We start from the raw sequence: 26,714 nt of genomic DNA on the forward strand, positions 1-26,714 counted from the left end.
GTTCTGGTGCTCGCTGTGATTGGATCCGCAACACATGTTGCTAGCGGACAACGATCGTCAGCCATCCATCACGAGCGTCAATTCCGATCACGTCCGCACTGCGTCCCGCCAAAGCCGGCATCTTCGCATCGGCAGGAATGGTCCACGGGCGATGCAGCAGTGTGTCGGGAAACAATTTGTCAAAGCCTTCTTCGATGTTGGCCTTGATGGCGGTTTGCGACAACGTGAGCCGACGCCCACCGGGGAACTGCAAATCGATTTCCTCGTCGCGAATCAGGATCATGCGGTTGTCTTCGGTGATCGCGGGACGATACAACGCGCTGACTTCCAAGCGACGATCCAGTTCATTGCCACCTTGTGCAAAGCGGTCGCCTCGCAGGCCAATGCGAAAGGTTTGATCACGAGCTTCGAAGTAGACAGGCCGAAAACTTGAAAAGTCGACTTCGAAGTCTTGGGCTTCCTCATCGGTCGACTCATCATTGTCTTTTTGCAGACCAAACGAACTGGTCAGTTCGCGAAGTTTTTTCGGCGTGAAGGTTTCTCCCGCGAGCAATTGCATCACCGTGTTGTTCAGGATGCTTTCATGAACCTGAATGGCGGCGGTGTAGCCTCCTGGATAGGTCCCGGATGAGGTCGCGGTACGCACACTTGAAAGCGAAGGGCCGGCGTTCCCAGCCGACAACCCCAATGGACGCTGCATGGTGACTTGGACGTGCACTTCATCGCTGGTCGAGCTCAGTTGACGAATCGGAACGGGCAAGTCCAATCGTCCCAGCCACGGAGCCATCTTGGCATCCAGGTCGGGGAAGGAACGATTCACGTTCTCGTCGGTCTGTTTGCGAAAGCCTTCCAGCACCCGCGATTGCAGTTTCTGTCGCGAAAGGGCTTCGGCTTGGGGTTTCATTTCCGCCGCTTTCTTGGATGCGATTTTTCGAACCAACTTCAGAGGATGATTGATGCGATGGATGTTGGTGGAAAGGCTGGCGGTGGCGATGGGCTCGCCCGCGATGATGCCTTTTTCCGTGACCACCAATTGCCGTGCGGCGTAGACTTGGCCGATGCCCGAGGTATCCAGCGTGACGGGGCCGTTGTAGCCGCGGGTGGTCGTGCTGAATTGACCATCCAATCGAACCAACAAACGCACGTTGCCGTCCGAGGGAAGCAACTGGCTGGTCACCTGACCGACGACTCGAGCGTTGCCGATCACGCGGGTGCCCAACAAGCAATCGTTGACCGCTTCCGGATTGTTGACCGGACGGGCAACCGCATTGGCGATCACGTTGCCGTCGACAAAGGCTCGCAAATTGGGCGATGAGTAACGACGAACGATCGAACGCACCAACGTGTCGGCTTGATTGGCATCGGCCAACGATTCCACGACCGACTCGATTTTGGCGACTTGTTCACCCGAGAGATCAGAAAGGGCGATCGGGGTGTCCGTTTCGTTGGTCAAAATTCCTTGGAGCGTTGAAAGCTGTCGCCCAACGAGCGCGAGACCGCGTTTGGGATCGCCGTAGCGTAATGCGGCGATGTATCGGTCCAACGATTCACGCAGCGCGATCAATCGCGAAAGTTCCAGGCCTTCTTCCGGGCCGCTAAGACGCTGATACAGTTCAACCGCCGCATTGCCGCGTTTGGCGATGGATTGTTCCTCTTCGATGGCCGATCGCAGCGGATCAAACCGAAGGAACCGCATCCAGGCTTGGTAGTTCGCTTCGTCGGTGACTCGCTGGAAGAACGCCTCCGCTTCGCGCATCGCGTCCAGCGTTTCTTGTTCCCGAGTCTCTCGCGACGGCAAACGTTCCGGATCCAATTCGCCGTTTGCTTGTTCGATCAGCTTCAGCCACGAATCGACTTCACCGCCACGGCAAAGACTTGCTTGAGAGCCTGCACCAACCACCGCATTCAAAAGCAGAAAAGCAAGTGAGCATCGAATCCATGATATTGCTGAGCTGGGCATGTTGCACGCTGAGGAGAGAATGTGCGGGTTGAGGGGAGTGGGTATTCTAGCTGGTGTCGCATTCACGCAAGGCCCCGGAGCGGTTCCGTGCGGTTTCTGAGGCCGGTTGTAGGGGATGCGCCGCTTTCACCGGGTGTCTGAACGCGATGGTTTGTGGTATTCGTTCGCACTGAATCGCAAACACCCCCGATGGAGAATCTCCGGATGTCGTCTGACTCGGCCAACCAAGACCTTGCCCCTTTGATCGCTCTGATGGAAACCGAAGCTTTGCAGCGTGGTGAATTCACGCTGGCGAGCGGCAAGAAGGCCAACTACTACCTTGATTGCCGACGAGTCACGTTGCATCCCAAGGGAGCCGGGCTGGTCGGTCGAGCCATGCTGGATGTGGTGCTGAGCAACGCGAAGGAAAGCGGTGTGATGCCGGCGGCCGTGGGTGGAATGGCCATTGGAGCCGACCCGATCACCGCGTCGATCGTGACGCTGGCGGGTGGCGACGATGTGGACCTGAAAGGCTTCATGGTTCGGAAAGAACCCAAGGGCCATGGCATGGGTCAACAAGTCGAAGGCCCGGTGACTCCGGGGCAAAAAGTGGTCATCGTGGAAGACGTCATCACCAGCGGCGGCAGCGCACTGAAAGCCGTCGATGCGGTGGAAGCCTTCGGTCTCGAGGTGCTCTACGTGATCGGAATCATCGATCGCTTGGCGGGAGGTGCCGAGGCGTTCGCCAAGCGTGGATTGGAGCTGAAGACCCTGACGACAATTCGCGACTTTGGTTTGGAACCCTGATCAAACCGCCCGGCCGAAATCTAACCTGCGAACGCTGACTCAAGCGGTCGGCGCATCGATCTCGAAGTGAACGATGACCAACACGTCGCCCGCGGCGAAGGAATTCATTGGCCCAGTGCCAGCAGACGGTGCCGGTGCCAAGTTCCCGTTGATGGACAACACCCGAGCTCCGCTTTTGCGGATCCAACGGTTGATTTGACGCTCGAGTTCGGGAAGTTCTGAGTCCACACCTTTGAAGAGTTTGACTTGTTGCACGTGGGGTCTCGAATGGAGGAAATGGAGATCGTGACGGCGATGGCTCGCCGGCGTGCATCGTAACAAAACCGGCGGTTCTTTCGCTGCCCGGCAAGAGTAAGCTTTCTCCAGCCGCTTCTCAGGCACCCTTGGAATTTGGCGAGCGGCAAAGCATTTCGTGACGCTGGTCCGCGGCGAGAGTAAATTGTAGGGCAACCTTTCTCTCGCCTGTTGCGGACGCGACCCATGCCAATTTTCGCCAATACTCCATCGACCAATCGCTGGTTCACATCGCTTGTCTCCGCCGCTTTGTTTGGGACCTGCCTCTTGGCGACGCCATTGGTCGCACAAGAGTTGCTGCCGCCTGGAACGCCGGAGACACAAAGCTCGGCCGACGTGAGCATCGCGGCGTTTGAAATTCCATCGGCACAAGCCATTTTGATCTCCGACGTCACGTTGTCGGCTCCGATCGCCGGGCGGGTTGCTTCGGTGTTGGTGGAAGAAGGCAGCGTGGTCCGTCCGCGCAAACTGCTGGTGCAACTAGATGATTCGCGAGCCAAGGCGGAACTGAACGCGGCCAAGGCCGCCGAACGCGCCGCCGAACTGCAATCCAACAGCGATGTCGATCGACGATACGCGGAACGCACCTTAGAAGTCCGCGTGCGAGAACTGGAGCAAAGCTTGCTGGCAAACGAGAGTTTCGAGGGCAGTGTCACAGCCACCGAAATCGATCGATTGAAGCTGGTCATTGATCAAGCCGAGTTATCAATCGAGCAAGCCGAACGCGAACGGAAGATGCTGGAGGCTCAATTGGGCGAAAAGCAATCGCTAGTGGAGTTGGCAGAGCTTCGGATGCGAGAGCATCGTGTCGAGTCATCGCTTGACGGCCGCGTCGCTGAGCTGTCCATCACCGAAGGCCAGTGGGTGGAAGCCGGCGCGCCGCTGGTTCGTTTGATCTCGTTGAATCCGATTCGCATCAGCGGATTTGTAAACGGCCGCCAACATGGCCAGGAATTGGTTGGCCGCAAGGTTGAGTTCGAGTTGGATGCGGCGAAAGGCTCAACCGAAGCAACGGTGCTTCGTGGCGAAGTCTCGTTCGTTTCCGACGAGCTGAATCCGGTCAACGGCCAGGTCCGTATGTGGGCGGACTTGAAGAATCCGGACCAACGCGTGCGACCGGGAATGCGTGGCACCCTGCGTGTGCTGGCGTCGGACAAAGAAACCGCGGTGCAAGAACAGAAATAGTCGAGCGGCGCATCAAAAACGGCTGGTGCTACCAGCCGTCGATTGATTCGTTCGATTGAATGTGGCTCAGGGAGCTGGCGGGATCAGAGCGGCCGGTCCCACGTCCAAGTTGACTTCCGCAGCCAACAGCATTTTGTACAAGTCGACTTCATTGTCGATGCCGAGCTTGGTGAAGATGCTGCCACGGTGCTTGGACGCGGTTTGCACGCTGATGCTGAGTTCTTGTGCAATGCCTTTCAGCGGTGATCCACCGGCCAACAGCAACATGACTTCCGTTTCACGAGGCGAGATCTTGCGGAGCAGGTCCAACGCCTCTTTGCGGACTTGGTAACGGAAGCGATCGCGGCGATGTTTGCGAATCGCACTGTTGATTGCGTGCAGGATTTCCTCGTGGCGGAATCCTTTTTCGATGAAGTCGAACACGCCTTGTTGGAATGCCGCGCGACAGTTTTCCGCATCGCCGTGACCGGTCACCAAGATCACTGGGATCGTCAATTCACGTCGCGACATTTCGGCTTGTAGTTCCAAGCCGCTCAAGCGAGGCATCCGCAAGTCGGCCACAACGCAACCGTGCGAGTCCGCGTGAAGGACTTTTAGCAGGTCTTCGGCTTGGTTGAAGGTTTCGGTCTTCAGCCCTTCTTGCAAGCACCAACGCTGGAGCAGATCCAGTTCGGCTTGCTGGTCATCGACCAAGTAGACCACTGGTTCGGGACCGGCGTCTTCTTGAGGAGCGGTGTTGGGGTCGAACAGTCCGGAATTCGGATTATCAAGAGCCGTCATGATTGAATCGTCCAAAGATAACGCACGCGTTGTGACCACCGAATCCAAAACTGTTGCTCATCGCAACGTTGACTTCGCTTTCCCGAGGTTCATTCGGAACATAGTCGAGGTCGCAATTCGGATCAGGTGTGTCGAGATTAATAGTCGGAGCAATGACGTTGTTTTGAATCGTCTTGCACAGGATCACCGCCTCAATCCCGCCGCTGGCTCCCAAGGAGTGCCCCAAGGCGCTCTTGGTGCTGCTGATAGCGATGTTGCGGGCGTGGTCCCCCAAAACATTCGCGATCGCACGAGATTCGGCTTTGTCACCGAGCGGTGTACTGGTTCCGTGAGCATTAATGTAATCGATTTCAGTGGCCGCGCGGCCGCTGTCGGCAATCGCTGCCCGCATCGCAGCACTGGCTCCCAAACCCTCTGGATCAGGAGCGGTGATGTGTCCGGCGTCGCTGGTCGTTCCGTAGCCCAAGACTTCGGCGTAGATCTTTGCGCCGCGAGCCTGTGCGTGTTCGAGTTCTTCAAAGACCAACAATCCAGCCCCTTCAGCCAAAACAAAGCCATCTCGATCCGCATCAAACGGGCGGCTCGCACGATGAGGCTCATCGTTGCGGGTGGAGAGAGCTTTCATATTCTGGAAAGCCGCCAATCCCATACGCGTAATCGCGGCTTCGGTCCCGCCGGTGATCACCACATCGGTTTCGCCACCACGGATGCTGCGCAGTGCGTCGCCCATCGCATTGGTTGCACTGGCACAGGCCGTGGCCACCGCGTAGTTCGGGCCTTTCAGTCCGTAGCGGATCGAGATATTTCCCCCCGCGGCGTTGACCATCATCTTCGGGACGGTGAACGGGCTGACGCGGTCTGGCCCTTTGTTCAGCATGCGTTCGATTTGGTCTTCGATCTCATTCAGACCACCGATGCCGGACCCAAGAATCACGCCGCAACGGGTTCGGTCGGTCTTCTCCCAATCGATGCCCGAATCGTTGACCGCTTGTGCCCCCGCATGAACCGCGAATTGGGTGAATCGGTCCAATCGCTTGGCTTCTTTGGGCTCCACGAATTCAGACACATCGAAATCGGGAATGTCGCCTCCAAAGTGGACTTTGTATTTGGAGGTATCCATGATCGACAGTTCATGAATGCCTGATTTGCCGGCGAGCAAACTGGACCACAGGGAATCCACGGTGCATCCCAACGGCGTGACCGTCCCGATACCGGTGATCACGACACGTCGAGCGGATGAATGCGATAGGATCGAAGGAGAGGCGTCCGTCATGAGCGTGGTGACGAATTCAATCGTGAGAGGGTTATGGGGAGCGGAGTTCTCGACCGGCGTTCATGCAACATAACAAAAAAAGCCGCCTTCACCCTGTCACTGCATTGAAACGACAAGTTGATTTGGCGGCGATGCAGTCCGAGTTGCGGATGATTGCGATTGGCGAAAGGTTGCCGGGGCGACGCCGCGATCGAAGGTGCCGAACGATCGGGTGAATCGAAACGAGCGAGTCGATGAACGATCTCGCGGCGATCCATCGGAATGGTCCGGGCAGACAGACAAGGGATTCATGCGGGCGGACCATGCCGGACCACATGCATGATGAAAGGACCATTGGCGGTTCAGAATCAAATGCACCGCCAAATGGTCCAATTGGGCTAAGCGATCCGAATGGGTTCCGTCGAACCGATGGATCACGCCTTTCCGCGAGCGACCGAGTCAGCCGGCTCGCGGTGAAGCGTTGACGCCGAGATCAGGCGTCTTCGCCTTTTTCTTTCTCGATGAAATCGATGGCTTCGCCGACCTTTTGGATCTTTTCAGCGGAGTCGTCGGGAATGCTGATGTCGAACTCTTCTTCGAGTTCCATCACCAATTCGACGGTATCGAGCGAGTCGGCACCGAGATCGTTGACGAACGAGGTTTCGCGAGTGATTTTGTCTTTGTCAACGCCGAGCTGTTCAGAAACAATGTCGACCACGCGTTCTTCGATAGACGCCATGGGCGTAACTCCGATTAAATGTCAGTTGGTTTGAAAAAGGAAAGTGCAATTCTGTGGGGGAGGGCACAACCGTTGCGGCACTCCATAGCCGCTCGGGCAGAACATAGGGGACACAGCTAAAACGCGTCAATATGCCGTTGGAATCGACGTTTCAATTCTCGCTGGGTCGTTTGTTCTAGCTGGGCCGGTCTGGCTCAGCCGACCATTCCGCCGTCGACCACGATGGTTTGCCCAGAAATGTAGCTGGCATCGCGACTGGCCAAGAACAACACCGCGGCAGCGACGTCTTCGGGTTGGCCGACTCGTTTGGCAGGAATGCGTTTGGTGACTTCTTCCAGCACCACGTCGCCCAATTCCGCCGTCATTTCGCTGGCGATGAAACCGGGGGCAATCGCGTTCACGGTGACGCCGCGGGAGACGAGTTCCTTGCTCATCGTCCGCGTCATTCCGATCATGCCCGCTTTGCTGGCCGAGTAGTTGGCTTGTCCTGGATTGCCGATGACCCCGGAGATGCTGGCCATGTTGATGATGCGGCCGTATTTCTTACGACGCATCAATCCGGCGGCGGCACGGCAGCACACGAAGCAACTGGTCAGATTGGTGGCGATCACGGAATCCCATTCCTCGTCGGACATGCCACGCATCAATTTGTCGCGAGTGATCCCGGCGTTGTTGACCAGGATGTCCAGGCGACCGTGTTTCTTGGCGGTGCTCTCGATGGCTTCCGCAGCGGCTTTGCGATCGGTGACGTCGCAAGGCAAGGCTTCGCCCGTTCCGCCGGCAGCTTCGATTTCCGAGACGGTGGCAGCCAACTTTTCCGCGTTGCGTGCCATGCAAACCACATGGGCTCCGTTTTGTCCCAGTGCGACGGCGACAGCACGTCCGAGGCCTTGGCTGGCACCGGTGACAATGGCGACTTGATCTTTCAAATCAACCGACAGGGAGAGATCCATGAGAGCGTTTCTGTGGGGTAGGGGGGGGTTCTTCGAAACTCAGTCAGCAAGTTCGCGCGGGCTAAAACACGCTGAGCGAGAACATCATTGAAACGGTGGCGACAGGCGCCGTGGGCCAAGCCTGTTCAGGGTTGGTCACCGAAACCGTCGGTGGGCGTTTTGCGAGCGATGCGTTTGATGGTGCCTCGCAGAACCCGGCCGGTCCCGGCTTCCAGAAATCCGTCGATGCCGTCACCCAACATGGCGTTGACGGAATCGTCCCAGCGAACTGGATTGACGACTTGGCGAGCCAGCAATTGGCGGATTTCGTCGGCGGAGGTGTGCGGTGCCGCATCCACGTTGCTGTAAACGGGAATTCGCGTGTCCGACAGCTCCACTTCAGCTAGAGCCTGCGTGAGCTGTTCCACTGCGCCGTTCATGATGGGCGTGTGAAAAGCTCCGGCAACACTCAGCGGCACGACCTTCATTGCACCAGCCGCGGACGCCACGGGTTCGAGCCGTTCGAGGGCGGATCGATGTCCTGACACGGCGATGTTGCCTGGGCACAGAAGGTTGGCTGGCTGGAGAATTTCCTCTCCCTGGCGAGCCTCTTCGCAAACCGATGTCAATTTTTCAAGATCCAAGCCGAGCACGCTGACCATGCCGGATTCAATCGCGTCGGCACAAGCCTGCATGGCTTCGCCGCGACGCTGAACCAGCTTCAAACCGTCAGCGAAAGATACTCCACCGGCGTAGCAGACCGCGGTGTACTCACCCAGGCTGAGCCCGGCGGCGGCGACAATTTTCTTCGCCAATTCAGGATTCAGCTCATCGTGAACGCGAGCAGCAGCGACCCCCACCACGAACAATGCGGGCTGGCTGTGAACCGTTTCGTTCAGTTTCTCGGCCGGGCCTTCGGCACAAAGCTGTTTCAGGTCGTAACCCAAAACGTCGTTGGCTTCTTCGAACAGATCGTTGGCAAGGGAATATTCAGCGCACAACCACGTTCCCATGCCGGGCGTCTGAGCACCTTGGCCGGGAAACAGGATCGCTGGTTTGGCTGCGTCGAGACTCACGGCAGGTCGTACTCAGTTCAATCAGTGGTGCAGGGATTACTGTTCGGTCGTTTCGACGACGGTGCGACCTTGGTAGTAACCACATTTTGGGCACACAACGTGAGTAGGCACGGCGGTGCTGCACTGAGGGCAGTAGGTCACCTGACGCTTTTTCAGGTGATCGTGGCTGCGGCGTTTGCCGGTACGGCTGTTGGAGTGCTTGCGTTTTGGGACGGCCATGGCAGACAAGCCCGCGAACGGGCGATCTTCAAATGGGTGGGGTGGACGAATTTCAAACCGCGAAAGATAAGCACCGGACGTGCGATCCGTCAACGCGTCCTGGGGGCAAAAACCGTGGTTTCCGGGGGCTTTTACGAGCAAATCGCGATCTCAGCGTCCGATTGCAGCAATTCGGAAAGACGGACGGTTTCCGCCGGCCAATCTGAACCAACACCCTCGCCGGTCGCATACGATAAATCCAGAACAGTTCAACGCAGCCACCCTTCGTCGGTCGCCCTGGCGATTGTCGATTCTCCCTCAGAGAGCCCTATCGTGACCAGCCCCGTGCCAAGTCCCACGACCACCAAGGAAGAAGTCCCCTCCGCACGCAATTTGCAGGAGCTGATCGAGAGCGGCTGGACTTCGAAAACGGTCAAACAAGAGATCCGAGACAACTTCACAGGGATGCTGGCCCAGCGTGAGGAACTGTTCCCCGGCATCGTGGGTTACGAGGACACGGTGATCCCGGAGATCAGCTTGGCCTTGCTGGCCGGCCACGACATGCTGTTTCTGGGTGAAAAAGGGCAAGCAAAAAGCCGAATCATGCGGCAACTGGTCCGGTTCCTGGATCCGTGGGTGCCCTACATCGATCATCCGGATCTGCCGGTTCACGAAGACCCGATGAATCCAATCACGACATTGGGCAAGCGATTGGTGGAGCAGCACTCGCCAGAGGACATCCAAATCGCTTGGTGGCATCGCAGCGAGCGTTACGCGGAACGATTGTCCCCCGGAACCAAATTCGCGGACATCATCGGCGAGATCGATCCCGCAAAACTGACGGGCGGCGTCAGCATGAGTGCCGAAGAAGCCTTGTCGTTCGGCCTGATCCCACGAATGCACCGAGGCATTTTCGCGATGAACGAATTGCCCGAGTTGGATGATTTGGTCCAAGTCGGATTGTTCAACATCCTGGAAGAACGCGACGTCCAGATTCGCGGCTATCCCATTCGATTCGATTTGGACGTGATGATTCTGTTCTCGGCCAACCCATCGACTTACAACCGATCAGGCAAAGTGATTCCGCAGTTGAAGGACCGGATTGGCACCATCGTCCAAACGCACTACCCAAAGGAACGGATGCAGGGGATCGAAATCCTGCAGCAAGAGGTCGGCGAAGACCTGGGCGGATCGCATCCGGTGCACGTACCGCTGTTCATGTACCAAATCATCGAAGAGATCACGAACCAAGCTCGCAAGAGCAAGTACATCGATCAAGCCTCCGGTGTCTCGGCACGTTTCTCGCTCGCGAACTTTCGCACGATCGTCGCGTCGGCACGCCAACGCGGCATCGTCCACGGCGAGAACCCCGCCGTCCCGCGAATCAGCGATTTGGGACATCTGTACGCCAGCTCGCTTGGCAAGCTGGAGCTGGATTTGATGGGCACGCACCAGATGACGGAGAAACAGGTGATTGACTCGGTGGTGGCCGAGGCGATCCAAACGGTGTTCGCCGAGTACGTGGAAGAGCACGGGTTGGCGGAGATCGCTGAGATCTTCCGAGGCGGCGTGCGAGTGGAGGTCGGGACGATGCTGCCCAGCAGCCAGTACGCGGAACGTTTGCAACACGTGCCGCCAGCGTGGGACAAAGCGTTCGAGGTCAACGCGAGTGAGAACGAAGCCATGCGAGCCTCCTGCGTCGAGTTCGTTCTGGCAGGGCTTTACAGCATGGACAAAATCAGCCGCTCCCAACGCCACGGCAAAATCCACTACGAGATGTAGGCCGCAAGTTTGGCCAGTTGCGTTAACCGTAGTGCAGCCAGCCTGGCTGCACCCACACGAGCGGCGAGCGATTGAAAACGCAAAGTCGCCAAGACGCAGGGAAGCAGAGCAATCCGATTCATTGCGCCTCAGCGACCTAGCGTCTTTGCGTTGAAACACATGGCGATTTGTTTGGTGTGACACCGGGCGGCTCGCGTCGCGGCCGCTAAGAATTCCGCGGATAAGAATGTCGCGGATCGCTCCGCGGTCCCGCGTTTGGATTCAACGCTCGGTGAAGACGTTGCCTCGCAGCAGACTTCCAAGCCGCAGACCGTTAGGTCCGGTTGTCGAGCACCAGCCCGCTCCCGTTGTACAGCCAGCCTGGCTGCATTCAACCAAACGCAAAACAATCGAAAACGCAAAGCCGCCAAGGCGCGGGGCCGCAGAGCAATCCGTTTCATTGCGTCTCCGCGTCCTAGCGTCTCTGCGTTGAAACACATGGCGATTTGATTGGTGCGACACCGGGCGGCTCGCGCCGCGGCCGCTAAGAATTCCGCGGATAAGAATGTCGCGGATCGCTCCGCGGTCCCGCGTTTGGATTCAACGCTCGGTCAAGACGTTCCGTCGTAGCAGACTTCCAAGCCGCAGACCGTTAGGTCCGGTTGTCGAGCACAAGCCCGCTCCCGTTGTGCAGCCAGCCTGGCTGCATTCAAACACCAGCCTGCCTGCATTCAACCAAACCCCAAGCAATTGAAAACGCAAAGCCGCCAAGACGCAGGGAAGCAGAGCAAGCCGTTTCATTGCGTCTCCGCGTCCTAGCGTCTCTGCGTTGAAACACATGGCGATTTGATTGGTGCGACACCGGGCGGCTCGCGCCGCGGCCGCTAAGAATTCCGCGGATAAGAATGTCGCGGATCGCTCCGCCGGTCCCGCGTTTGGATTCAGCGCTCGGTGAAGACGTTACGTCGTAGCAGACTTCCAAGCCGCAGACCGTTAGGTCCGGTTGTCGAGCACAAGCCCGCTCCCGTAGTGCAGCCAGCCTGGCTGCATTCAACCAAACGCAAAACAATCGAAAACGCAAAGTCGCCAAGACGCAGGGAAGCAGAGCAATCCGATTCATTGCGCCTCAGCGTCCTAGCGTCTTTGCGTTGAAACACATGGCGATTTGTCTGGTGTGACACAGGGCAGCTCGCGCCGCGGCCGCTAAGAATTCCGCGGATAAGAATGTCGCGGATCGCTCCGCGGTCCCGCGTTTGGATTCAACGCTCGGTGAAGACGTTGCCTCGTAGCAGACTTCCAAGCCGCAGACCGTTAGGTCCGGTTGTCGAGCACAAGCCCGCTCCCGTTGTGCAGCCAGCCTGGCTGCATTCAACCAAACGCCAAGCAATCGAAAACGCAAAGCCGCCAAGGCGCGGGGCCGCAGAGCAATCCGTTTCATTGCGTCTCCGCGTCCTAGCGTCTCTGCGTTGAAACACATGGCGATTTGTTTGGTGTGACACCAGGCGGCTCGCGCCGCGTCCGCCAAGAGTGTCGCGGATCGCTCCACAGACTTCTCCCGCAATGACGCGAACACGGGGACGTGGTACAAGTTGCGCTGGCGGAGTCGCCTCCGCCAGCCTCACTGACCACCGACACCCAAGCCTCTGACCTGAGGGTGATCCGCCAAGATGAACCAGCACAGCCCGTCGTACGCCATCACCATCCGTTTGCGTTACACCGACTCGCCCGGCGCGATGGGCAAGATCACGACGGCGATTGGCGAAGCGGACGGAGCCATCGGCGCGGTCGACATCGTCAACATTCGCGGCGGCAAAATTTCGCGTGACTTCACCGTCAACGCTCGCGATGTCGATCACGGCAAACGCATCGTCGAGCACCTGCGAACGGTGGAAGAAGTCGAGGTCGTGCACACCTCCGACCGTGTTTTTCTGATGCACCTTGGCGGCAAAATTGAAGTGCTGCCGAAGATGCCGATCAAGACACGTGACGACTTGTCGATGGCTTACACCCCCGGCGTCGCCCGAGTTTGCAACGCCATCGCGGAGGACCCCGATTCGTCGTTCGCGTTGACGATCCGTCAAAACACCGTCGCGGTGATCAGCGACGGGTCCGCAGTGTTAGGACTGGGCAACATTGGCCCACGAGCCGCCATGCCGGTGATGGAAGGCAAGGCGATGCTGTTCAAAGAATTCGCCAACGTGGACGCGTTTCCAATCTGCTTGGACACCCAAGACACCGAAGCCATCATCGAAACCGTTCGCCAGTTGGCACCCACCTTCGGCGGTGTCAACTTGGAAGACATCTCCGCCCCACGCTGCATCGAGATTGAAGAACGGCTGGACAAAGAACTTGAGATCCCCGTTTTTCACGACGACCAACACGGAACCGCCATCGTGGTTCTGGCCGGACTGAAGAACAGCTTGCTGCGAGTCGGCAAGCAACTTTCGAACGTTCGCATCGTGGTCAACGGAGCCGGTGCCGCGGGGACAGCCATCGTCAAACTACTGCTCATTTCCGGAGCCAAAGACATCGTCGTCTGCGATCGCGAAGGTGCGATTCACGCGGGAGAACCGAGCCAGCCCGATGCGTCCAAACAATGGATTGCGGACAACACCAATCCGAATGGCTTGGCGGGCAAGCTCAGCGACGTTGTCCGCGGAGCAGACGTCTTCGTTGGCGTTTCGGCACCCAACGTGTTGCAAACCGAAGACGTCGCCGCGATGGCATCGGATCCAATCGTGTTTGCTTTGGCCAACCCGGATCCCGAAATCCTGCCTTCTAAGGCGGCACCTCACGTGCGAATCATGGCGACGGGACGAAGCGATTTCCCTAACCAGATCAACAACGTGCTTTGCTTCCCCGGTTTGTTCCGAGGTGTGCTGGACGTCCGAGCGACCACGATCAACAACGAAATGAAACTGGCGGCCGCAGAAGCCATTGCCGCCACGATCCCTGAGTCCGACCTGCTGGATGACTATGTTATCCCCAGCGTGTTTGACCGGCGTGTCTCCAAGGTCGTGGCTCAGGCGGTTTCGAAAGCCGCAGTGGAAACTGGCGTCGCACGTCGGCGAAATAAACCCGCCGACGAGATCATGTGATCGCGATGAGTCACGCTGCGAAGTAACGCCAACTGAACAACTGGCTGCCAAATCACATAGCAGCCAGGCCGATGCCTTCGAACAACGCGAGGTGAGAAGAACTGTGGCACGGCGGTCCCCCGCCGTGATTCTAAGTTCTGTGGCACGGCGGTCCTCCGCCGTGATTCTCGGTGGGGGACCACCGAGCTACAGTTTGAGGGCGGCTTAGCTGTCGGCTGGCAAGCGGCCAGTTTCGACAACAGGGAAATCGCTCTGCAGACCTTGTCGCATGAACTCGACCAAGTCGGCCTTTTCTTGCTCGTTCAAGTTCAACGGCTTCATCTTGTCGCTCAAGTACGGGTTGGGATGCCCGCCTTTGTTGTACCACTCGATGACTTCTTCCAAGGTTTCTTGGCTGCCATCGTGCATGTAAGGGCCAGTATCGGCAGCGTTCCGCATGGTGGGTGTCTTGAACGCACCTTTGTCTTTTTCGTTTTGGGTGACTTCGAAACGCCCCAGGTCAGGCTTTTCTGAATCCATGCCAACGCCGATGTTGTGGAACTGTTCGTCGGTGAAGTTGGCTCCCGCATGACACGCCGTGCAGTTTGCCTTGCCGAACGTCAGCTCCATTCCACGAATGGAAGATTCGGTCATCGGGTTCTTCGCAGCGGCCTCTTTCAGCTCCGCGTATTGTTTGGCCAGAGCCGGTTCCTCATCGAGGTATTCCAAATCATCCGCAAAGGTTTTCTCGAACGCGGACAGCGGGGCGTAGTAGTCGTAAGGAGCGGGCCCCGTGACGACGGTTCGCTCAAAGGTCGCGATCGCTTTGCCGACATTGTCGATGTTCACTCCGTCTTCGAAGATCTTCTCGAACTGAGCGGTGTAGATCGGATTTTCGGCCAACATCTTCACGCAAACTTCGTGGGTGTTGCCCATCTCGATCGGGTTCGCGATGGGGCCAACCGCTTGCTCTTCCAAGGACGCAGCACGACCATCATGGAATTGATGCTTGCTGAGGATTCGGTTGAACGAGACGGGTGAGTTTCGATTGCCCGTTTGACCCTGGATGCCTTCGCCAAACTGTGTCGGAGCCCCCCAACCCGTTTCCGGATGGTGGCAGGTCGCACAAGAAATGGTCCCATCAGCCGACAGTCGCGGGTCAAAGTAGAGCTGACGCCCCAACTCGATCTTGGCACGCGTCATGGGGTTGTCTTCGGGGATATAAATGTTCCCCGATGCGGCGTCGAGGCCCTTGGGGAGCACCACGTCCAACTCCGCGTGGTTCTTCTCGTCGGCCAGAAAACGCTGGACCTGCTCCATGGTCAGATCGCCATCGCCAGGAATGCCAGCGGTCAGGGTCGGATCACCCAAGTTGACGGTTTCTGCTTGAGCGAAGCTGGATGAAATGACGGCGGAGCCGGCAACGAACAGACCCGCTGCCAAGCACTTTCGGATTCGATGCATGGTCATGATGGATTGCAATGGAGGGAGGGGGTAGACGGAGGAGCGTCACGAATGCTGGGTGGCCGAGCATTCTCAACACGTATTTTAGCATCTCGTCGACCCGCAACGAAATGAAAGGGGGCGTCCTCAGCCGCTTGACGCCAGCATCGAAAGCGGAAATTTCGGTGATCGCTCGAAACGAATTCCAAGCTATCCAAACAGTGATGGTTGGGCGTCCTTCAACAACCCAACGATTTTCCGGCCTGTAACGCTCATCGGCATCGCGTCAAGTTCATCCAGCGTTGCCCACTGCCAACCTTCCGGCAACGCAATCGATGACGCAACGGTCGAGGCCGCTGCTTCGCCTGCGTCCATTTGCCCCACGCTCAAATGCGCCGCATGCACCTGCAACGTCATGCGGTAGCGAGTGACCGCGTGCTTGATGGTTTTTAGCTTCATGCCCAACTGGACCTCCACGCCCAACTGAACCGCCAACCAAGATTCCATGCCAGCCAGATCAGAAGCCACCGGCGGGCCTTCTCGTGGGAAATCGACCATGCCCGCAAAACGAACGCCTTCGGGCAACGTTCGAACGAGGACCTTGTCGTCAACACGAAAGACCGCGGCAATCTCTGTGCGTGATTCGTATTGGACCTTGCTGATCTTGCCGGGAATCTCATCTTGCAGGCCAAAGAGGTTCGCGTGGCAAAGGCTGGCGACGGGACACTCATCGCACTTCGGATTTCGCGGAGAACACACCAACGCCCCCAACTCCATCGCGGCCTGGTTGAATCCCGCGGGTCCGCGAGTCCGATCATCCGCGCTACGTCGAGGCAGCATCAACTCCGAAAACTCCCACAATCTCGCTTGCGACTCACGCTCGGTGGGTGGCACATTCAATCCGATCCAACGGCTGAAGACGCGCTGCGTATTCCCCTCCAAAATCGGGAACGCTTCGTTTCGCGAAATCGACAGGATTGCTCCGGCGGTGTAGCGTCCGATTCCAGGCAAGGCCAAGACATCGTCAAACGAAGTTGGAAAGTTGCCGTCATGCTCGGTAACGATCTTTTGGGCCGCCGCGTGCAACGATCGAGCTCGCCGATAGTACCCAAGCCCCTCCCACATTCGCATCAGCTCAGCTTCGTCCGCAGCGGCCAAATTCGCGATGGTCGGATACGCTTCGAGGAAACGTTCGAAGTAAGGCAGGACCGTTGCCACCTGTGTTTGCTGGCACATGATTTCGCTGACCCAAACCCGATAGGCCGAGTGGTCTCGACGCCAGGGAAGGTCTCGCGCGTTGGCTGCAAACCACTTCAATAGCTTCTGGCGCACCCGCGAACGCCAGGAGGATTCGTTCCAATTGCCGGAGTCGATCGAGGGAGCTTCGGTGGCGATGGCTGCTTGGGCGTTGGTGAGACAAACGGTTAAAAGGCGACGAGTACGATCCCGAGAGCTGACGCGATGTCCCGCATCACTTCTCGCTGATCCATCGACCGCCTACGGCTCCGTCATCTTGCCGAGTTTGGCTTTCGTTTGGAACTCCACCCGATTGCGGCGGTAACCGATTTCCAGCGACTCCCCCGGGGTGTGCGTGTTGATCACGGCCTGCAAGTCCGCGAATCGTTTGATCGTATTGCCATCGGCACTGATGATCACATCGCCGGTCCGCAAACCGGCTGCCTGGGCACCGCTGCCATCGACCACGCTTTGAATGATGCATTCATTGAGCGTGTCGTTGCAACGCACGCCTAGGAAGCCACCGAATTTATATTCAATCTTCAAACCGGGAAGCGTTTGGCGGAGAGCTTCCACACGATCTTTGGTGACATCGGTTCCGTTCAACGTCAGCGAGATGCGAATCGGCAATTTGGCAACCGAGTCCAGCATCTCGTCGTTCAGCGTCACGTAGCGAAACTCCAAATGATCGATCGATGACAAATCGCCGATGACCTTCAGCGTTTCTTCGTCCAGCTCGCCGTACAGCAAGGACAGTGTTTTCAGGTCAGGCATCTGCACAACGCCACGAAGGACGTCCGGGCGAATCGCAGATCCTTCGACGCGGGCGTACTCGATCTTGTCGACCCAACGCAGCAACTGCAGCAGAGAGTCGTCGCCTTGAAATGCGTCGCTGATTTCGACCACGCTGGCCAGTTCTTTGCGGGCTCCGTAGACAAATTCCTGGATGCCGATCAAAGCACCTTGCAGCGAAAGCGTTTGAACCGTTTGAACTCGGCGGACTTGCGTGATTTCCTCGACGGCCATGGTCGCTCGTTCGCCACGGCTGCCTCCCATCGTGGAAAGTTGCAGCAATGTTTCCCATGGATCGGGCGTGTTGGGATCACGCGTTGCCAATTTCGGCTGGCCCCGTTCGCCTTCGATGATCGGGCTGTTCACCGCGATGGCGTGCAGGATTCGAATCGCTCGCTGAGTCGTCTCGAGATCGCCTCGCTCCAGGACTTCGACCAGTGGATCGATCGCAGCCGGGCCCGCATTGAGCAACCATTCCGTGGCGTTTTCGCGTCGCAGGTAAGAATCGCTGGACAAGCTTTCAATTTGAGCGGCAATTTCTTCCGGTGGCTGAGCCACGGCGACCGAAGCGACGAGCGACAGACAAATCAAGCCGGTAATTCGGGTGCTTTGGCGAATCGAGCAGGCGGGATGCATGGGCCAGTGGGTCGTGGAGAGAGCCGGAATTCGCAGGATAAAAGCGGCGATGTTACCGTTGACACACTCGGCAGGGTGTCCCGCACGAGGTCATCAACGTATTCTACCGAAAATCGAGATGAACGCACGCGTCGATCGGTCCAACGGATGTCCTCTCTCGGGTCGCGAAATTTGTTTTGCCGGCGAGGGTCAGGACGTAGCAGGCGGCTGTTTCGGTTGTTTCGAAGGCTCGTTCAACAGTCCCCTCTCACCCCCAGGCAACATCGCGGGTCACGGTTCGCTTCCACTGGCGATCCGCCGTGCACCGCGTGGAATAGTGGAGTGGATTGGTGGAGATGGGCAGAGCCACGTGTTGGCCCGAAAGGTCCTTTGACCCGAGTGGTCCTTCGAAATGATCGAGACGGAAAGTTGGCAGGCCCGGTGTGTTTTCATCGCCCCATCCTCCCCCATCCGACTTGTCACTGGAGAATCACTAAATGTTGTCACGCGTGTTGGTTGTCGTTTTCTTGCTCGCTTGGATTGTGGGAGGCCCGATGGCGGGACCAACCTCGTCCAAGTTGATGGCACAAGACGAGGTGGCGGAAACCGCTACGGAAGAAACCTCGTCGGTGGAAGCGGCGGAGGAGCCTGCTGCAACGGAAGAACCGGAAGCTGAAGCCGCAGAAGCCCCGACCTTGGAAAGCTTGCAGGCCGGTGTGGACGAAGCGAAGTTGGCCGGCCACAACGGTTGGATGCTGGTGTGCTGTGCTCTTGTGTTGTTCATGACCGCACCCGGCTTGGCCATGTTCTACGGCGGATTGGTCCGACGCAAAAACGTGCTGAGCGTGATGATGCAGTGCATCTTCCTGATGGGCATGATGACTGTCCTCTGGGCACTGTATGGTTATTCGTTCGCGTTTGGTGGCTCCGGCGGCTGGTTCGGCAACACCGAATACCTGTTCATGAACGGTGTGCAGCGTTATTGGGACGACGCAGCGGGTGCGCCCGTCACGCCGATGGAAGGTTCGATGACGCGAATGACTCACATGTTGTTCCAAGGCATGTTTTTCATCATTACCCCGGCACTGATCTGCGGTGCGTTCGCCGAGCGGATGAAGTTCAGCGCGATGGTCGTGTTCTCAATCCTCTGGGGCACCTTGATCTACTGCCCACTGACCCACTGGGTTTGGGACGAAGGCCCGCTGTCGTATTTCGCGGGTGACGAGGCCATCTTGGGTGGTGCACTCGATTTCGCCGGCGGCACGGTGGTTCACATCAGCAGCGGGATCTCCGCGTTGGTGGCGGCTTTGTTGATCGGGCCTCGCATGGGTTATCCCCGCGAACCTTTGCAACCACACAACTTGACCTACACCGCGCTTGGTGCGGCCATGTTGTGGGTTGGTTGGTTCGGCTTCAACGCGGGCAGCGAATTGGCGTCGGATGATTTGACCAGCAGTGCCTTTGCCGTGACTCACTTTTCGGCCGCCGCAGGAGCCGTCGCTTGGGTGATGCTCGAATGGTTGGTGCTTGGAAAGCCAACGGTCCTGGGTGCCAGCAGTGGTGCGGTTGCCGGTTTGGTTTGCATCACGCCCGCCGCAGGTTTTGTGCAGCCGATGCCAGCCCTGATCATGGGTGCTTTGGCTGGAGCCGTTTGCTACTGGGCGTGCTCAACCTTGAAGCACAAACTGCGTTACGACGATGCGTTGGATGCCTTCGGCGTCCACGGTGTCGGCGGAACGCTGGGTGCAATTTTGACCGGTGTCTTTACAACGCGGGCAACCTGGGACGTCAGCAACGGTCAACCAATCGGCTTGATCGAATCCGGAGGCGACATGACTTTGGTCATCGGCCAAATCGCTGCGGTGGTGGTGACGTATGTGTTTGCCGGCGTGGGAAGCTTGATCTTGCTCAAGCTGATCGATGTCGTCATCGGCTTGCGAGTTCCCGCCGAAAGCGAACAACGTGGCTTGGATATCTCCGACCACGGCGAAGAAGGCTATCAATTCGCTTGATCGCTGTTTGACTGGCCAACTGGGCATTCTCTCAGCTGGCTGATCTAAAAAAGACGCGAAACGCCCGAGTGCTCACGTGCTCGGGCGTTTTCCTTTGGATGATTCGGATCGGAAGCTGTGGCCAAACCAAACGTGGCTAGAGGGACCACGCAGCATGGACCACGCGGCAATAATCGGCGGCTTACCAAGCAAAGAAAGGCCACGGGCCGGCGTGATTTGCCTGAGGTGGCATCTCGATGAAGCCATCGGTCAATGCGAGCGACGCCAAATCACCTGAGCCCTGTCCAATCACCAATTCCGCAACGCCTGGCTCCACCAGACGGACGCCGCGCATCCAGTGCAGCGGAAGTGTTTTTGGGCCGAGCTCTCGCAACGTGACATGACTCGCGCGCTCTTGCCAATATTGAATGCCCGCCATCTTTTGGATCAGCGGCATGGCAAACCGGCGAGCCCCCATCGTCGCACTGACAGGATTGCCGGGCAGTCCCAAGATCAAGGTGGATGCGGTGTCGCCTGAATGAACCGCACCCAGAATCGGTTTGCCGGGACGCAACGGCAATTTGTGGAAAACGATCTCGGCTCCGACTTCACGCAGGATTCTGGGAACGTAGTCGTAGTCTCCCATGGAAACGCCACCGGTCATCAGAACGACGTCGTTTCGCGAGATGGCTTGTTCGACAGCGGCCCTCAGCGTTTCAGGTTCATCCACCGCGTGACTTGGTTCGCCAACGTCAATGAAAGGGCGGTTGGCCAGCAAACCAAGCAAGGCAGACGCGTTGCTGTTGCGGATCTTCCATGGCGGCAAGTCTTGCGTGTCCGCACCTTCCAGTTCGTCTCCCGTCGTGAGAATTCCAACACGCACCGGACGATGAAGGCAGCATTCCTGGACGCCAAAATTCGTCAATGCGGCCAATCGCGGTGAAGTCAGCTCCAACCCAGAAGGCACGGCGACGGAGCCTTCCGAAAGGTTCTCGCCTTGTCGCCGAATGTTGGCTCCGGCGGGAATGGTGCGGGCGATGTCACGCCAGCGAACGGTGCCCAGATTGGCGGTTGCCGCATTGCTGATGGTCGGTGATTCATCCGTGTGTTCACGTTGGATCACGCGATCGCAGCCTTCAGGAATGATGGCTCCAGTGAAGATCCGAATGATGCCAGATTCGTTCCGTATCGGTGGAGCGGCACCCGGAACACTTTCCGCAACCACAGCGACCTCGCCAGTCTCCGCCAAGTCGGATTCACGTATGGCGTAGCCATCCATCGCGGAGACATCCGCCGCGGGACTGTCTCGATCGGCGGTGATGGGCGTCGCGAGCACTCGACCAAGAACTCGTCGCAACGCCGCCGCGTCACTTGAAAACGGAACGGTTTCTTTCGCCGTCGCGGTCAAACTCTCCGCCAAGGCATCGATGGCTTCTGCTGGTGACTGAAAAGCGAACATGGAGTTGGATGACATGCGACGAATGCAGTTTGGTGACGGGGCCGTTGCCGATGAGATCAGCTCGGCTCGGATGATAGGTCGTCGGGCGAATTGACATTGCGAAGACTGGCACGCGGCAGATCCACGCGAAGAAACGATTGCGTTTGCAAATGTCGGTACAAACTTCGGTGATGCGACTTCACGACACCCTCGATTGCCGGCAAACAACGCCTCGGATAGATCGCCACGAGGGGTTGCAAGCGTTCTTCGGTTTCATCGTTGGCGACCACGATTAGTTCAGGATCATTTTGCCAGACTTGCACCAATTCTTGCAGGTCCGTCGCGGTCAATTCCGGCAGGTCCACCGGAGTGAAGAGGCACGCGGCATGGCCACTGACTTGAGCGCGCAGCAGACATCGCCAAACTCCCACCGCGGGACCTTGATTGGGAAGCGTATCGGGGATGCGAATGATCGATGACGACGAAAGCAGACCGTCACTCAGAGGCAGCTGGTCGTCGTCTTTCGGCAGACTCAGCAGAACCTTCTCTCCGGTCACCTGCCGCATCCGCTGGATCGCGTGACTCAGAAAGCTGCCGCCGGTTGAATGCGGCAGCAACGCTTTGGGTTGCCCCATGCGACTGGACAATCCACCCGTCAACACCGCGCCGATCAGGCGAGTTGGAACCGGATCATGGTCGAATCGGTCTTCCATGATGAGCGGGCATTGCGATCGAGGTGGAATCGCACCGCCGGGTGATTCACTTGGCGACGCGACGTTGGTAATCAGGCCAGACTTCTTCGACGAACTTTTCTTCGCCCAACGTGATGGTCTCATTCACGTTTAAGTTGCCTTTGACGATGTGAGCCGAGTTCAAAGCGTAGAATCCAGGAACGCTGCTGACAACATTCGGCAACCGAGTCGAATAGTCGATCGTTGCCAAAGCGGCGACATACTTGGCTCGCGCAATCTTGAAGTCGATGACTTGGTCACGCGAAAAGTGGTCGTACATCTTTTCAAGCGTCGACAAACACTTCTCTTTGTAATCCTCGTCTGATTCGTTCAAGCCTTCATGATCGTCCGGCAAATACTTGGGCAAGTAAACCAGATGATTGCCACCCAACTGCGATTCTGAATTAACGATCGTCGACATCTCGATGACCGCGGTCAGCGGGACCCAAGTGTCGGTGATGTTCGTCACGTAGTATTCGCTAATCGGTTTCTTCATCAGCATCGAGGCACAGACCACGCCGAGATAACGAATGCCGCGATGACGTTTCTTTTCCTCGTCGGACAATTGCGGAACCGTATCCGCGATCACGGGCGAAGCGATGGTGCTGACGACATTGTCAAACGTCTCCACCCGTCCGTCGCCAAAGTCGACACGGAACGTGCCATCTTCCAGCTTGCGGACTTCTTTCGCGGGAGACGAAACCAACGTTTTCGCACCGCGATCTTCCAACCACTGCACCCATTTTTCCAGAATCGTCGCGTAGCCGCCGGGCACGTAGCCAAACATCTCCGTCTTCATGCCGCTTCGGCGGGCTTTGTACATGCGAGCGGTATGGGCCCAAATGAACGCCGCCGAAGTCTGCTTGTAGGCTTCACCGAGTTTGGCTTTCAGCAGCGGCTGCCAGATCTTTTCAAAGACGCCCTTGCCGGACCAACGTCGCAACCACTTTTCGACTGAAAGCTTTTCCAGTCGTCGCCAATTCTTGATCTTCGACGCGTAAAAAATCGTCCCGCCGAGCCGTAGTTTCTCGATCAGGTTCAGCGGTGGGAACTTCAGAAATTCCGCCGTGTTGCTCATCGAAAGCAGTTGGCCATCGGAGTAGAAACCGGTCTTGGTTTCCACCCAATCCATTTGGCTTTCAAGGTCCAAGTCTTTCAGCAGGTCTCGCAGCTTGGTGTCGCTCAACAGCGTCACGTGATAGAAGCGATCCCAAACCACATCGCCAAGTTGCCAAGCACTGGTCAAACCACCAAACGTCGGTGCGGCTTCGGCGATGGTGACGTTTTGGCCTCGCTGGATCAGATCACGAGCGACCTGCAAACCCATGACGCCGCCGCCGATCACCAACCAACGTGAGCTGGGGGCACCGTCTGCAGTGGAGGTGGGCTGGGTAGTGGAGGACTCGTTCGTCGGCTGAGTGGGAACTGCGACCGACATCGATCAGACTCCTTGGACGCGGTGGCGACCGAGCATCTTCAGCGTCAACCAAATGGTCTTGAAGACTTGCATTTTGCTGTCGCCGCCCTTTTGGTCGTAACGCAAACGCAAAGGGGCTTCGCCAAACACGCAACCTTGTTTGCGAAGCTTCAGCAGAATGTCAGCCATGCAGGAGAAACCGGCTTCGCCAACGAAGGCATCGCCATATTTGTCGAACGCATCTCGCAGTGCCGAAGCACGGTAAGCACGATATCCCGAGGTGTAATCACGAACACCGCGAGTCGGGAACAGACAGGTGAACAGAACACGAGCACCGATGCTGAGGAAGTGTCGCTCGATCGGAACTCCCACAACTCGAGATCCATTTTGGAATCGTGACGCGATCACGCAGTCACATCCTTCGTGGACCGATTGCACCATGCGGTTGATCAATCCTGGTGGGTGCGTGTTGTCGGCATCCATCGTGATGATGATGTCGCGCTCACCAGCCCGATCGACGGCTTCTTTCAATCCATCGCGAATCGTCACACCGAGCCCCTGATTGACTTCGTGGCGAACGAGATGAATCGGCATTTGAAACGACATCTGCGACGCGATCTTGGCCGTGTCGTCTTTGCTGCCGTCGTCGACAATGACCACTTCGTATGGCAAACCGCTGTCGGCGAAGGCTTCGCCAATTCGTTCCAACAACTCGGGCAACGATTGTTCTTCGTTGTAAGCGGGCAACGCCATGATCACCTTGGCCGGACGAAAACGGTTGGTGATCGGTGCGTTGGTCGTGGTCGCGGTGGTGCTGGAGGAACTCGGGTCGGTGGACTCGGGTTCCAAAGTGGGATCAATCATGCTGTCAATCAAGCGGGAGGAGGGAGCCGGGGATTCAGTGGTTCGGAATACAACGCGAGAATCGATTGTGCCGACCGCACCGATTAGGCCGGGGCGCAGTCTATTCGGAAGTCCACCTATCGCAACTGGTTCATTGAGCGCATGCTGCCCCCTCTTTCGGACCGCTCAAGGGCAGGCTTTGGGGCGATTACCAATCTGTTGCGATCGCCCTCCGTGAGAGCACCTAAGGGCGGCCTCACCCCCGCAAAGCCCTTCAGGAGCGAGCCGATCGCGTCGCGTGCCAAGTGCGGACCTGGCTCGCCAAAGCCAATTTCGGACGCTGAAAATTGCTCAGCTGCAATTGTCGCCGGTACAGGAAGGCTTCCCGAACGCTTGCCTGAGCGGATCACCGCAGTTGCTATGGGAGAGTTTTCGCAAAAAAGCTACCCTAAAGTCGCGAGAGACGAGATCGAGACGACTGCACTCGCGTAGAAGTGTCCTAGGCTTTTGCGACGTGAAGGCCGCGACAAATTCGCGGCGTGAGGTTTGCTGTGACGGATCCTGTGAGCTTGCTGCCTCGAAGCCCCCACCGCTCCGAACGCGCAGCAGCTTTGAATGCTTGGTTGCTGGGATGGGGCGGGCGCAGCGGACAGAACACCGCCGAGTCACGATCCACCATCGCTGGTTCACGTCCAACGGAACCCGAAATGCGGCCGGAAGTTCGCATCTCGTTTGGAACACATTAATGACACGCCGGTCACAACCGGCACGGATGGAACGACACCATGTCCTTAGCCGGTCCGATGATCGATTTACGACGCTATGCCGACCGCGAACATTTGCTGTTGGCGTCGTACGCAATGCACAGCTCGGACACGGCGGGGCGTCTGCACGCGGAAGAACCCCATGCGTACCGAGGCCCCTACGGCCGCGACCGAGACCGCATTCTTCACAGCAGTGCCTTCCGCCGGCTGTCGGGAAAGATGCAAGTCTTCACGGGCGAGATGGGAACCTACCATCGCACGCGATTGACTCACACATTTGAAGTGGCATCGGTCGCGCGGACGCTGGCCCGCGTGCTGAGACTGAACGAAGACCTGACGGAAGCCTTAGCGTTGATGCACGACATTGGGCATCCGCCGTTTGGTCATTGTGGTGAAGACGTTTTATCGGAATGCATGCAGTCGGTCGGAGGTTTCTCGCACAACCAATTTGCACTGACGATCGTTCAAGAATTGGAGCAACGCTACCACGCGTTTCCCGGCTTGAACCTGTCACGCGAAACGTTGGCGGGACAAGACACGCGGGCTCACAAAGCAGAAGCCGCCGTGGGGCACGCACCATTGCTGGAGGTGCAAATTGTCGACGCCGCCGATTCCATCGCCTACGACGCACACGACATCGATGACGCGCTGCAGATGGGTTTGCTCTCCATCGACGCGTTGTCCGAACTGGCAATCATCCGCCGCACTCTGAAACGCGTTCGCGACAAAGCAGGTGAACTACCAGGCGGCCCGCTGCGACAGTTGTTGGTGCACGAGCTGATTGATCTGCAAGTGGGTGATTTATTGCATGTTTCGATCGAACGGTTGCAGAACGCGGAAGGCTTGTCCGCCGACGCAGCCTGCCAAGCCGGAATTCGAGTGGGGCACTCGCAGACCATGGCGTCGGAACGAGCGGAGCTGGAAGCGTTTCTCTTCGAGGCCGTTTATCGACACGCTCGTTTGATGCCGGTTCGCGAAGCAGCGGCAGATCGGGTCCGAACGTTGTTTGAAACACTGAGTCGCAATCCAGAACGATTGCCACTGAGATTCCGACGAAGGTTGGAGCACAAACCGCGGCAGCGCGTCGTGGGTGAATACCTCGCCGGGATGACCGACCGCTTTTGCGACCAGCAATTCATGACATTGAAGAAATCGAAGAACGGACCTTTGTCCGATTGGTGATGCACCGGTAACCGCCAAAGGTGTGACGTGACGTTTCCGCGATTGGTTGCTGAAACCAGATGCCGCGACCAGGCATCACAAGGCGGCGTTCGACGCGCAAAAATGACGCAAAAAGCCCGTGATTCCCACGTTGAGTCGTGCTTTTTCCTGTCAGCCGAACCCCCTGGGCGTCCAAGCGGTAGCATCTACACTGGAAGTTTCCCCGTTCAATCCCCATTTTGC

General features: G+C 57.7%; 21 protein-coding genes. 6 read left to right on the forward strand and 15 right to left on the reverse strand.

Features of this window, described 5'->3' with window-relative positions; genetic code table 11:
- Window positions 1–40 precede the first annotated feature (40 nt).
- Entirely contained in the window at window positions 41–1,960 is a 1,920-nt protein-coding gene (locus LOC70_RS04675) for a hypothetical protein (RefSeq protein WP_230252180.1), read from the reverse strand.
- A 204-nt stretch (window positions 1,961–2,164) separates the two neighbouring features.
- Between LOC70_RS04675 and pyrE the strand changes: the two genes are divergently transcribed.
- The gene (pyrE, locus tag LOC70_RS04680) at window positions 2,165–2,746 is read left to right on the forward strand and encodes an orotate phosphoribosyltransferase (protein ID WP_230252181.1); all 582 of its coding nucleotides are present in this window, start codon (window positions 2,165–2,167) and stop codon (window positions 2,744–2,746) included.
- A 39-nt stretch (window positions 2,747–2,785) separates the two neighbouring features.
- Here pyrE and LOC70_RS04685 read toward each other — a convergent pair whose 3' ends face one another.
- Window positions 2,786–3,001, reverse strand: a complete 216-nt coding sequence (locus LOC70_RS04685) for a hypothetical protein (protein WP_230252182.1) — start codon at window positions 2,999–3,001, stop codon at window positions 2,786–2,788.
- 225 nt (window positions 3,002–3,226) lie between these two features.
- Between LOC70_RS04685 and LOC70_RS04690 the strand changes: the two genes are divergently transcribed.
- Window positions 3,227–4,225 carry an efflux RND transporter periplasmic adaptor subunit gene (locus LOC70_RS04690; protein ID WP_230252183.1) on the forward strand — a complete coding sequence of 333 codons (999 nt, stop codon included), beginning with the start codon at window positions 3,227–3,229 and terminating at the stop codon, window positions 4,223–4,225.
- A 66-nt stretch (window positions 4,226–4,291) separates the two neighbouring features.
- On the opposite strand, the gene LOC70_RS04695 is transcribed toward LOC70_RS04690, so the two are convergent.
- From LOC70_RS04695 to rpmF, 6 genes are all read right to left on the reverse strand, one after another.
- Window positions 4,292–5,005, reverse strand: a complete 714-nt coding sequence (locus LOC70_RS04695; protein ID WP_230252184.1) for a response regulator transcription factor — start codon at window positions 5,003–5,005, stop codon at window positions 4,292–4,294.
- Window positions 4,992–6,278 carry a beta-ketoacyl-ACP synthase II gene (gene fabF / locus LOC70_RS04700; protein ID WP_230252185.1) on the reverse strand — a complete coding sequence of 429 codons (1,287 nt, stop codon included), beginning with the start codon at window positions 6,276–6,278 and terminating at the stop codon, window positions 4,992–4,994. The genes LOC70_RS04695 and fabF overlap by 14 nt, the downstream gene beginning before the upstream one ends.
- A gap of 472 nt (window positions 6,279–6,750) precedes the next feature.
- On the reverse strand, window positions 6,751–6,996 hold the full coding sequence (locus tag LOC70_RS04705) for an acyl carrier protein (RefSeq protein ID WP_007324899.1): 246 nt from the start codon (window positions 6,994–6,996) through the stop codon (window positions 6,751–6,753).
- Window positions 6,997–7,190: 194 nt separating this feature from the next.
- Window positions 7,191–7,949 carry a 3-oxoacyl-[acyl-carrier-protein] reductase gene (gene fabG, locus LOC70_RS04710; RefSeq protein ID WP_230252187.1) on the reverse strand — a complete coding sequence of 253 codons (759 nt, stop codon included), beginning with the start codon at window positions 7,947–7,949 and terminating at the stop codon, window positions 7,191–7,193.
- A 125-nt stretch (window positions 7,950–8,074) separates the two neighbouring features.
- On the reverse strand, window positions 8,075–9,004 hold the full coding sequence (fabD, locus tag LOC70_RS04715; RefSeq protein WP_230252189.1) for an ACP S-malonyltransferase: 930 nt from the start codon (window positions 9,002–9,004) through the stop codon (window positions 8,075–8,077).
- A 36-nt stretch (window positions 9,005–9,040) separates the two neighbouring features.
- The gene (gene rpmF, locus LOC70_RS04720) at window positions 9,041–9,223 is read right to left on the reverse strand and encodes a 50S ribosomal protein L32 (RefSeq protein ID WP_230252190.1); all 183 of its coding nucleotides are present in this window, start codon (window positions 9,221–9,223) and stop codon (window positions 9,041–9,043) included.
- A gap of 312 nt (window positions 9,224–9,535) precedes the next feature.
- On the opposite strand from rpmF, the gene LOC70_RS04725 reads away from it, so the two are divergent.
- Window positions 9,536–10,984, forward strand: a complete 1,449-nt coding sequence (locus tag LOC70_RS04725; RefSeq protein ID WP_230252191.1) for a magnesium chelatase — start codon at window positions 9,536–9,538, stop codon at window positions 10,982–10,984.
- A 1,646-nt stretch (window positions 10,985–12,630) separates the two neighbouring features.
- The gene (locus LOC70_RS04730; protein ID WP_230252192.1) at window positions 12,631–14,061 is read left to right on the forward strand and encodes a malic enzyme-like NAD(P)-binding protein; all 1,431 of its coding nucleotides are present in this window, start codon (window positions 12,631–12,633) and stop codon (window positions 14,059–14,061) included.
- A gap of 204 nt (window positions 14,062–14,265) precedes the next feature.
- Here the strand turns inward: LOC70_RS04730 and LOC70_RS04735 are convergent, their stop codons facing one another.
- The 3 genes from LOC70_RS04735 to LOC70_RS04745 all read right to left on the reverse strand — a co-directional run bounded on the left by LOC70_RS04735 (window position 14,266) and on the right by LOC70_RS04745 (window position 18,147).
- A complete protein-coding gene (locus LOC70_RS04735; protein ID WP_230252193.1) occupies window positions 14,266–15,510 on the reverse strand; it encodes a cytochrome-c peroxidase in 1,245 nt (414 codons plus the stop codon).
- Between the two features lie 183 nt (window positions 15,511–15,693).
- Complete coding sequence (locus LOC70_RS04740; RefSeq protein WP_390888995.1) at window positions 15,694–16,815, reverse strand: A/G-specific adenine glycosylase; 1,122 nt, start codon at window positions 16,813–16,815, stop codon at window positions 15,694–15,696.
- A 165-nt stretch (window positions 16,816–16,980) separates the two neighbouring features.
- Window positions 16,981–18,147: a PDZ domain-containing protein gene (locus LOC70_RS04745; RefSeq protein ID WP_230252195.1), complete on the reverse strand. Its 1,167-nt coding sequence runs from the start codon at window positions 18,145–18,147 to the stop codon at window positions 16,981–16,983.
- Between the two features lie 476 nt (window positions 18,148–18,623).
- Here LOC70_RS04745 and LOC70_RS04750 point away from each other — a divergent pair, with 476 nt between their 5' ends.
- Complete coding sequence (locus tag LOC70_RS04750; RefSeq protein ID WP_230252196.1) at window positions 18,624–20,138, forward strand: ammonium transporter; 1,515 nt, start codon at window positions 18,624–18,626, stop codon at window positions 20,136–20,138.
- 181 nt (window positions 20,139–20,319) lie between these two features.
- On the opposite strand, the gene LOC70_RS04755 is transcribed toward LOC70_RS04750, so the two are convergent.
- Genes LOC70_RS04755 through LOC70_RS04770 form a run of 4 tightly spaced genes read right to left on the reverse strand, consistent with a single transcriptional unit; the run spans window position 20,320 to window position 24,567 of the window.
- Entirely contained in the window at window positions 20,320–21,591 is a 1,272-nt protein-coding gene (locus LOC70_RS04755; protein ID WP_230252197.1) for a molybdopterin molybdotransferase MoeA, read from the reverse strand.
- Between the two features lie 41 nt (window positions 21,592–21,632).
- On the reverse strand, window positions 21,633–22,268 hold the full coding sequence (locus LOC70_RS04760; protein ID WP_230252198.1) for a molybdenum cofactor guanylyltransferase: 636 nt from the start codon (window positions 22,266–22,268) through the stop codon (window positions 21,633–21,635).
- Between the two features lie 46 nt (window positions 22,269–22,314).
- Window positions 22,315–23,724 carry an NAD(P)/FAD-dependent oxidoreductase gene (locus LOC70_RS04765; protein WP_230252200.1) on the reverse strand — a complete coding sequence of 470 codons (1,410 nt, stop codon included), beginning with the start codon at window positions 23,722–23,724 and terminating at the stop codon, window positions 22,315–22,317.
- Between the two features lie 3 nt (window positions 23,725–23,727).
- Entirely contained in the window at window positions 23,728–24,567 is an 840-nt protein-coding gene (locus LOC70_RS04770; protein WP_230252202.1) for a glycosyltransferase, read from the reverse strand.
- Window positions 24,568–25,349: 782 nt separating this feature from the next.
- On the opposite strand from LOC70_RS04770, the gene dgt reads away from it, so the two are divergent.
- On the forward strand, window positions 25,350–26,492 hold the full coding sequence (dgt, locus tag LOC70_RS04775) for a dGTP triphosphohydrolase (protein ID WP_306796778.1): 1,143 nt from the start codon (window positions 25,350–25,352) through the stop codon (window positions 26,490–26,492).
- Window positions 26,493–26,714: the final 222 nt, after the last annotated feature.

This window comes from Rhodopirellula halodulae (genome assembly GCF_020966775.1).
Taxonomy (GTDB): domain Bacteria; phylum Planctomycetota; class Planctomycetia; order Pirellulales; family Pirellulaceae; genus Rhodopirellula; species Rhodopirellula halodulae.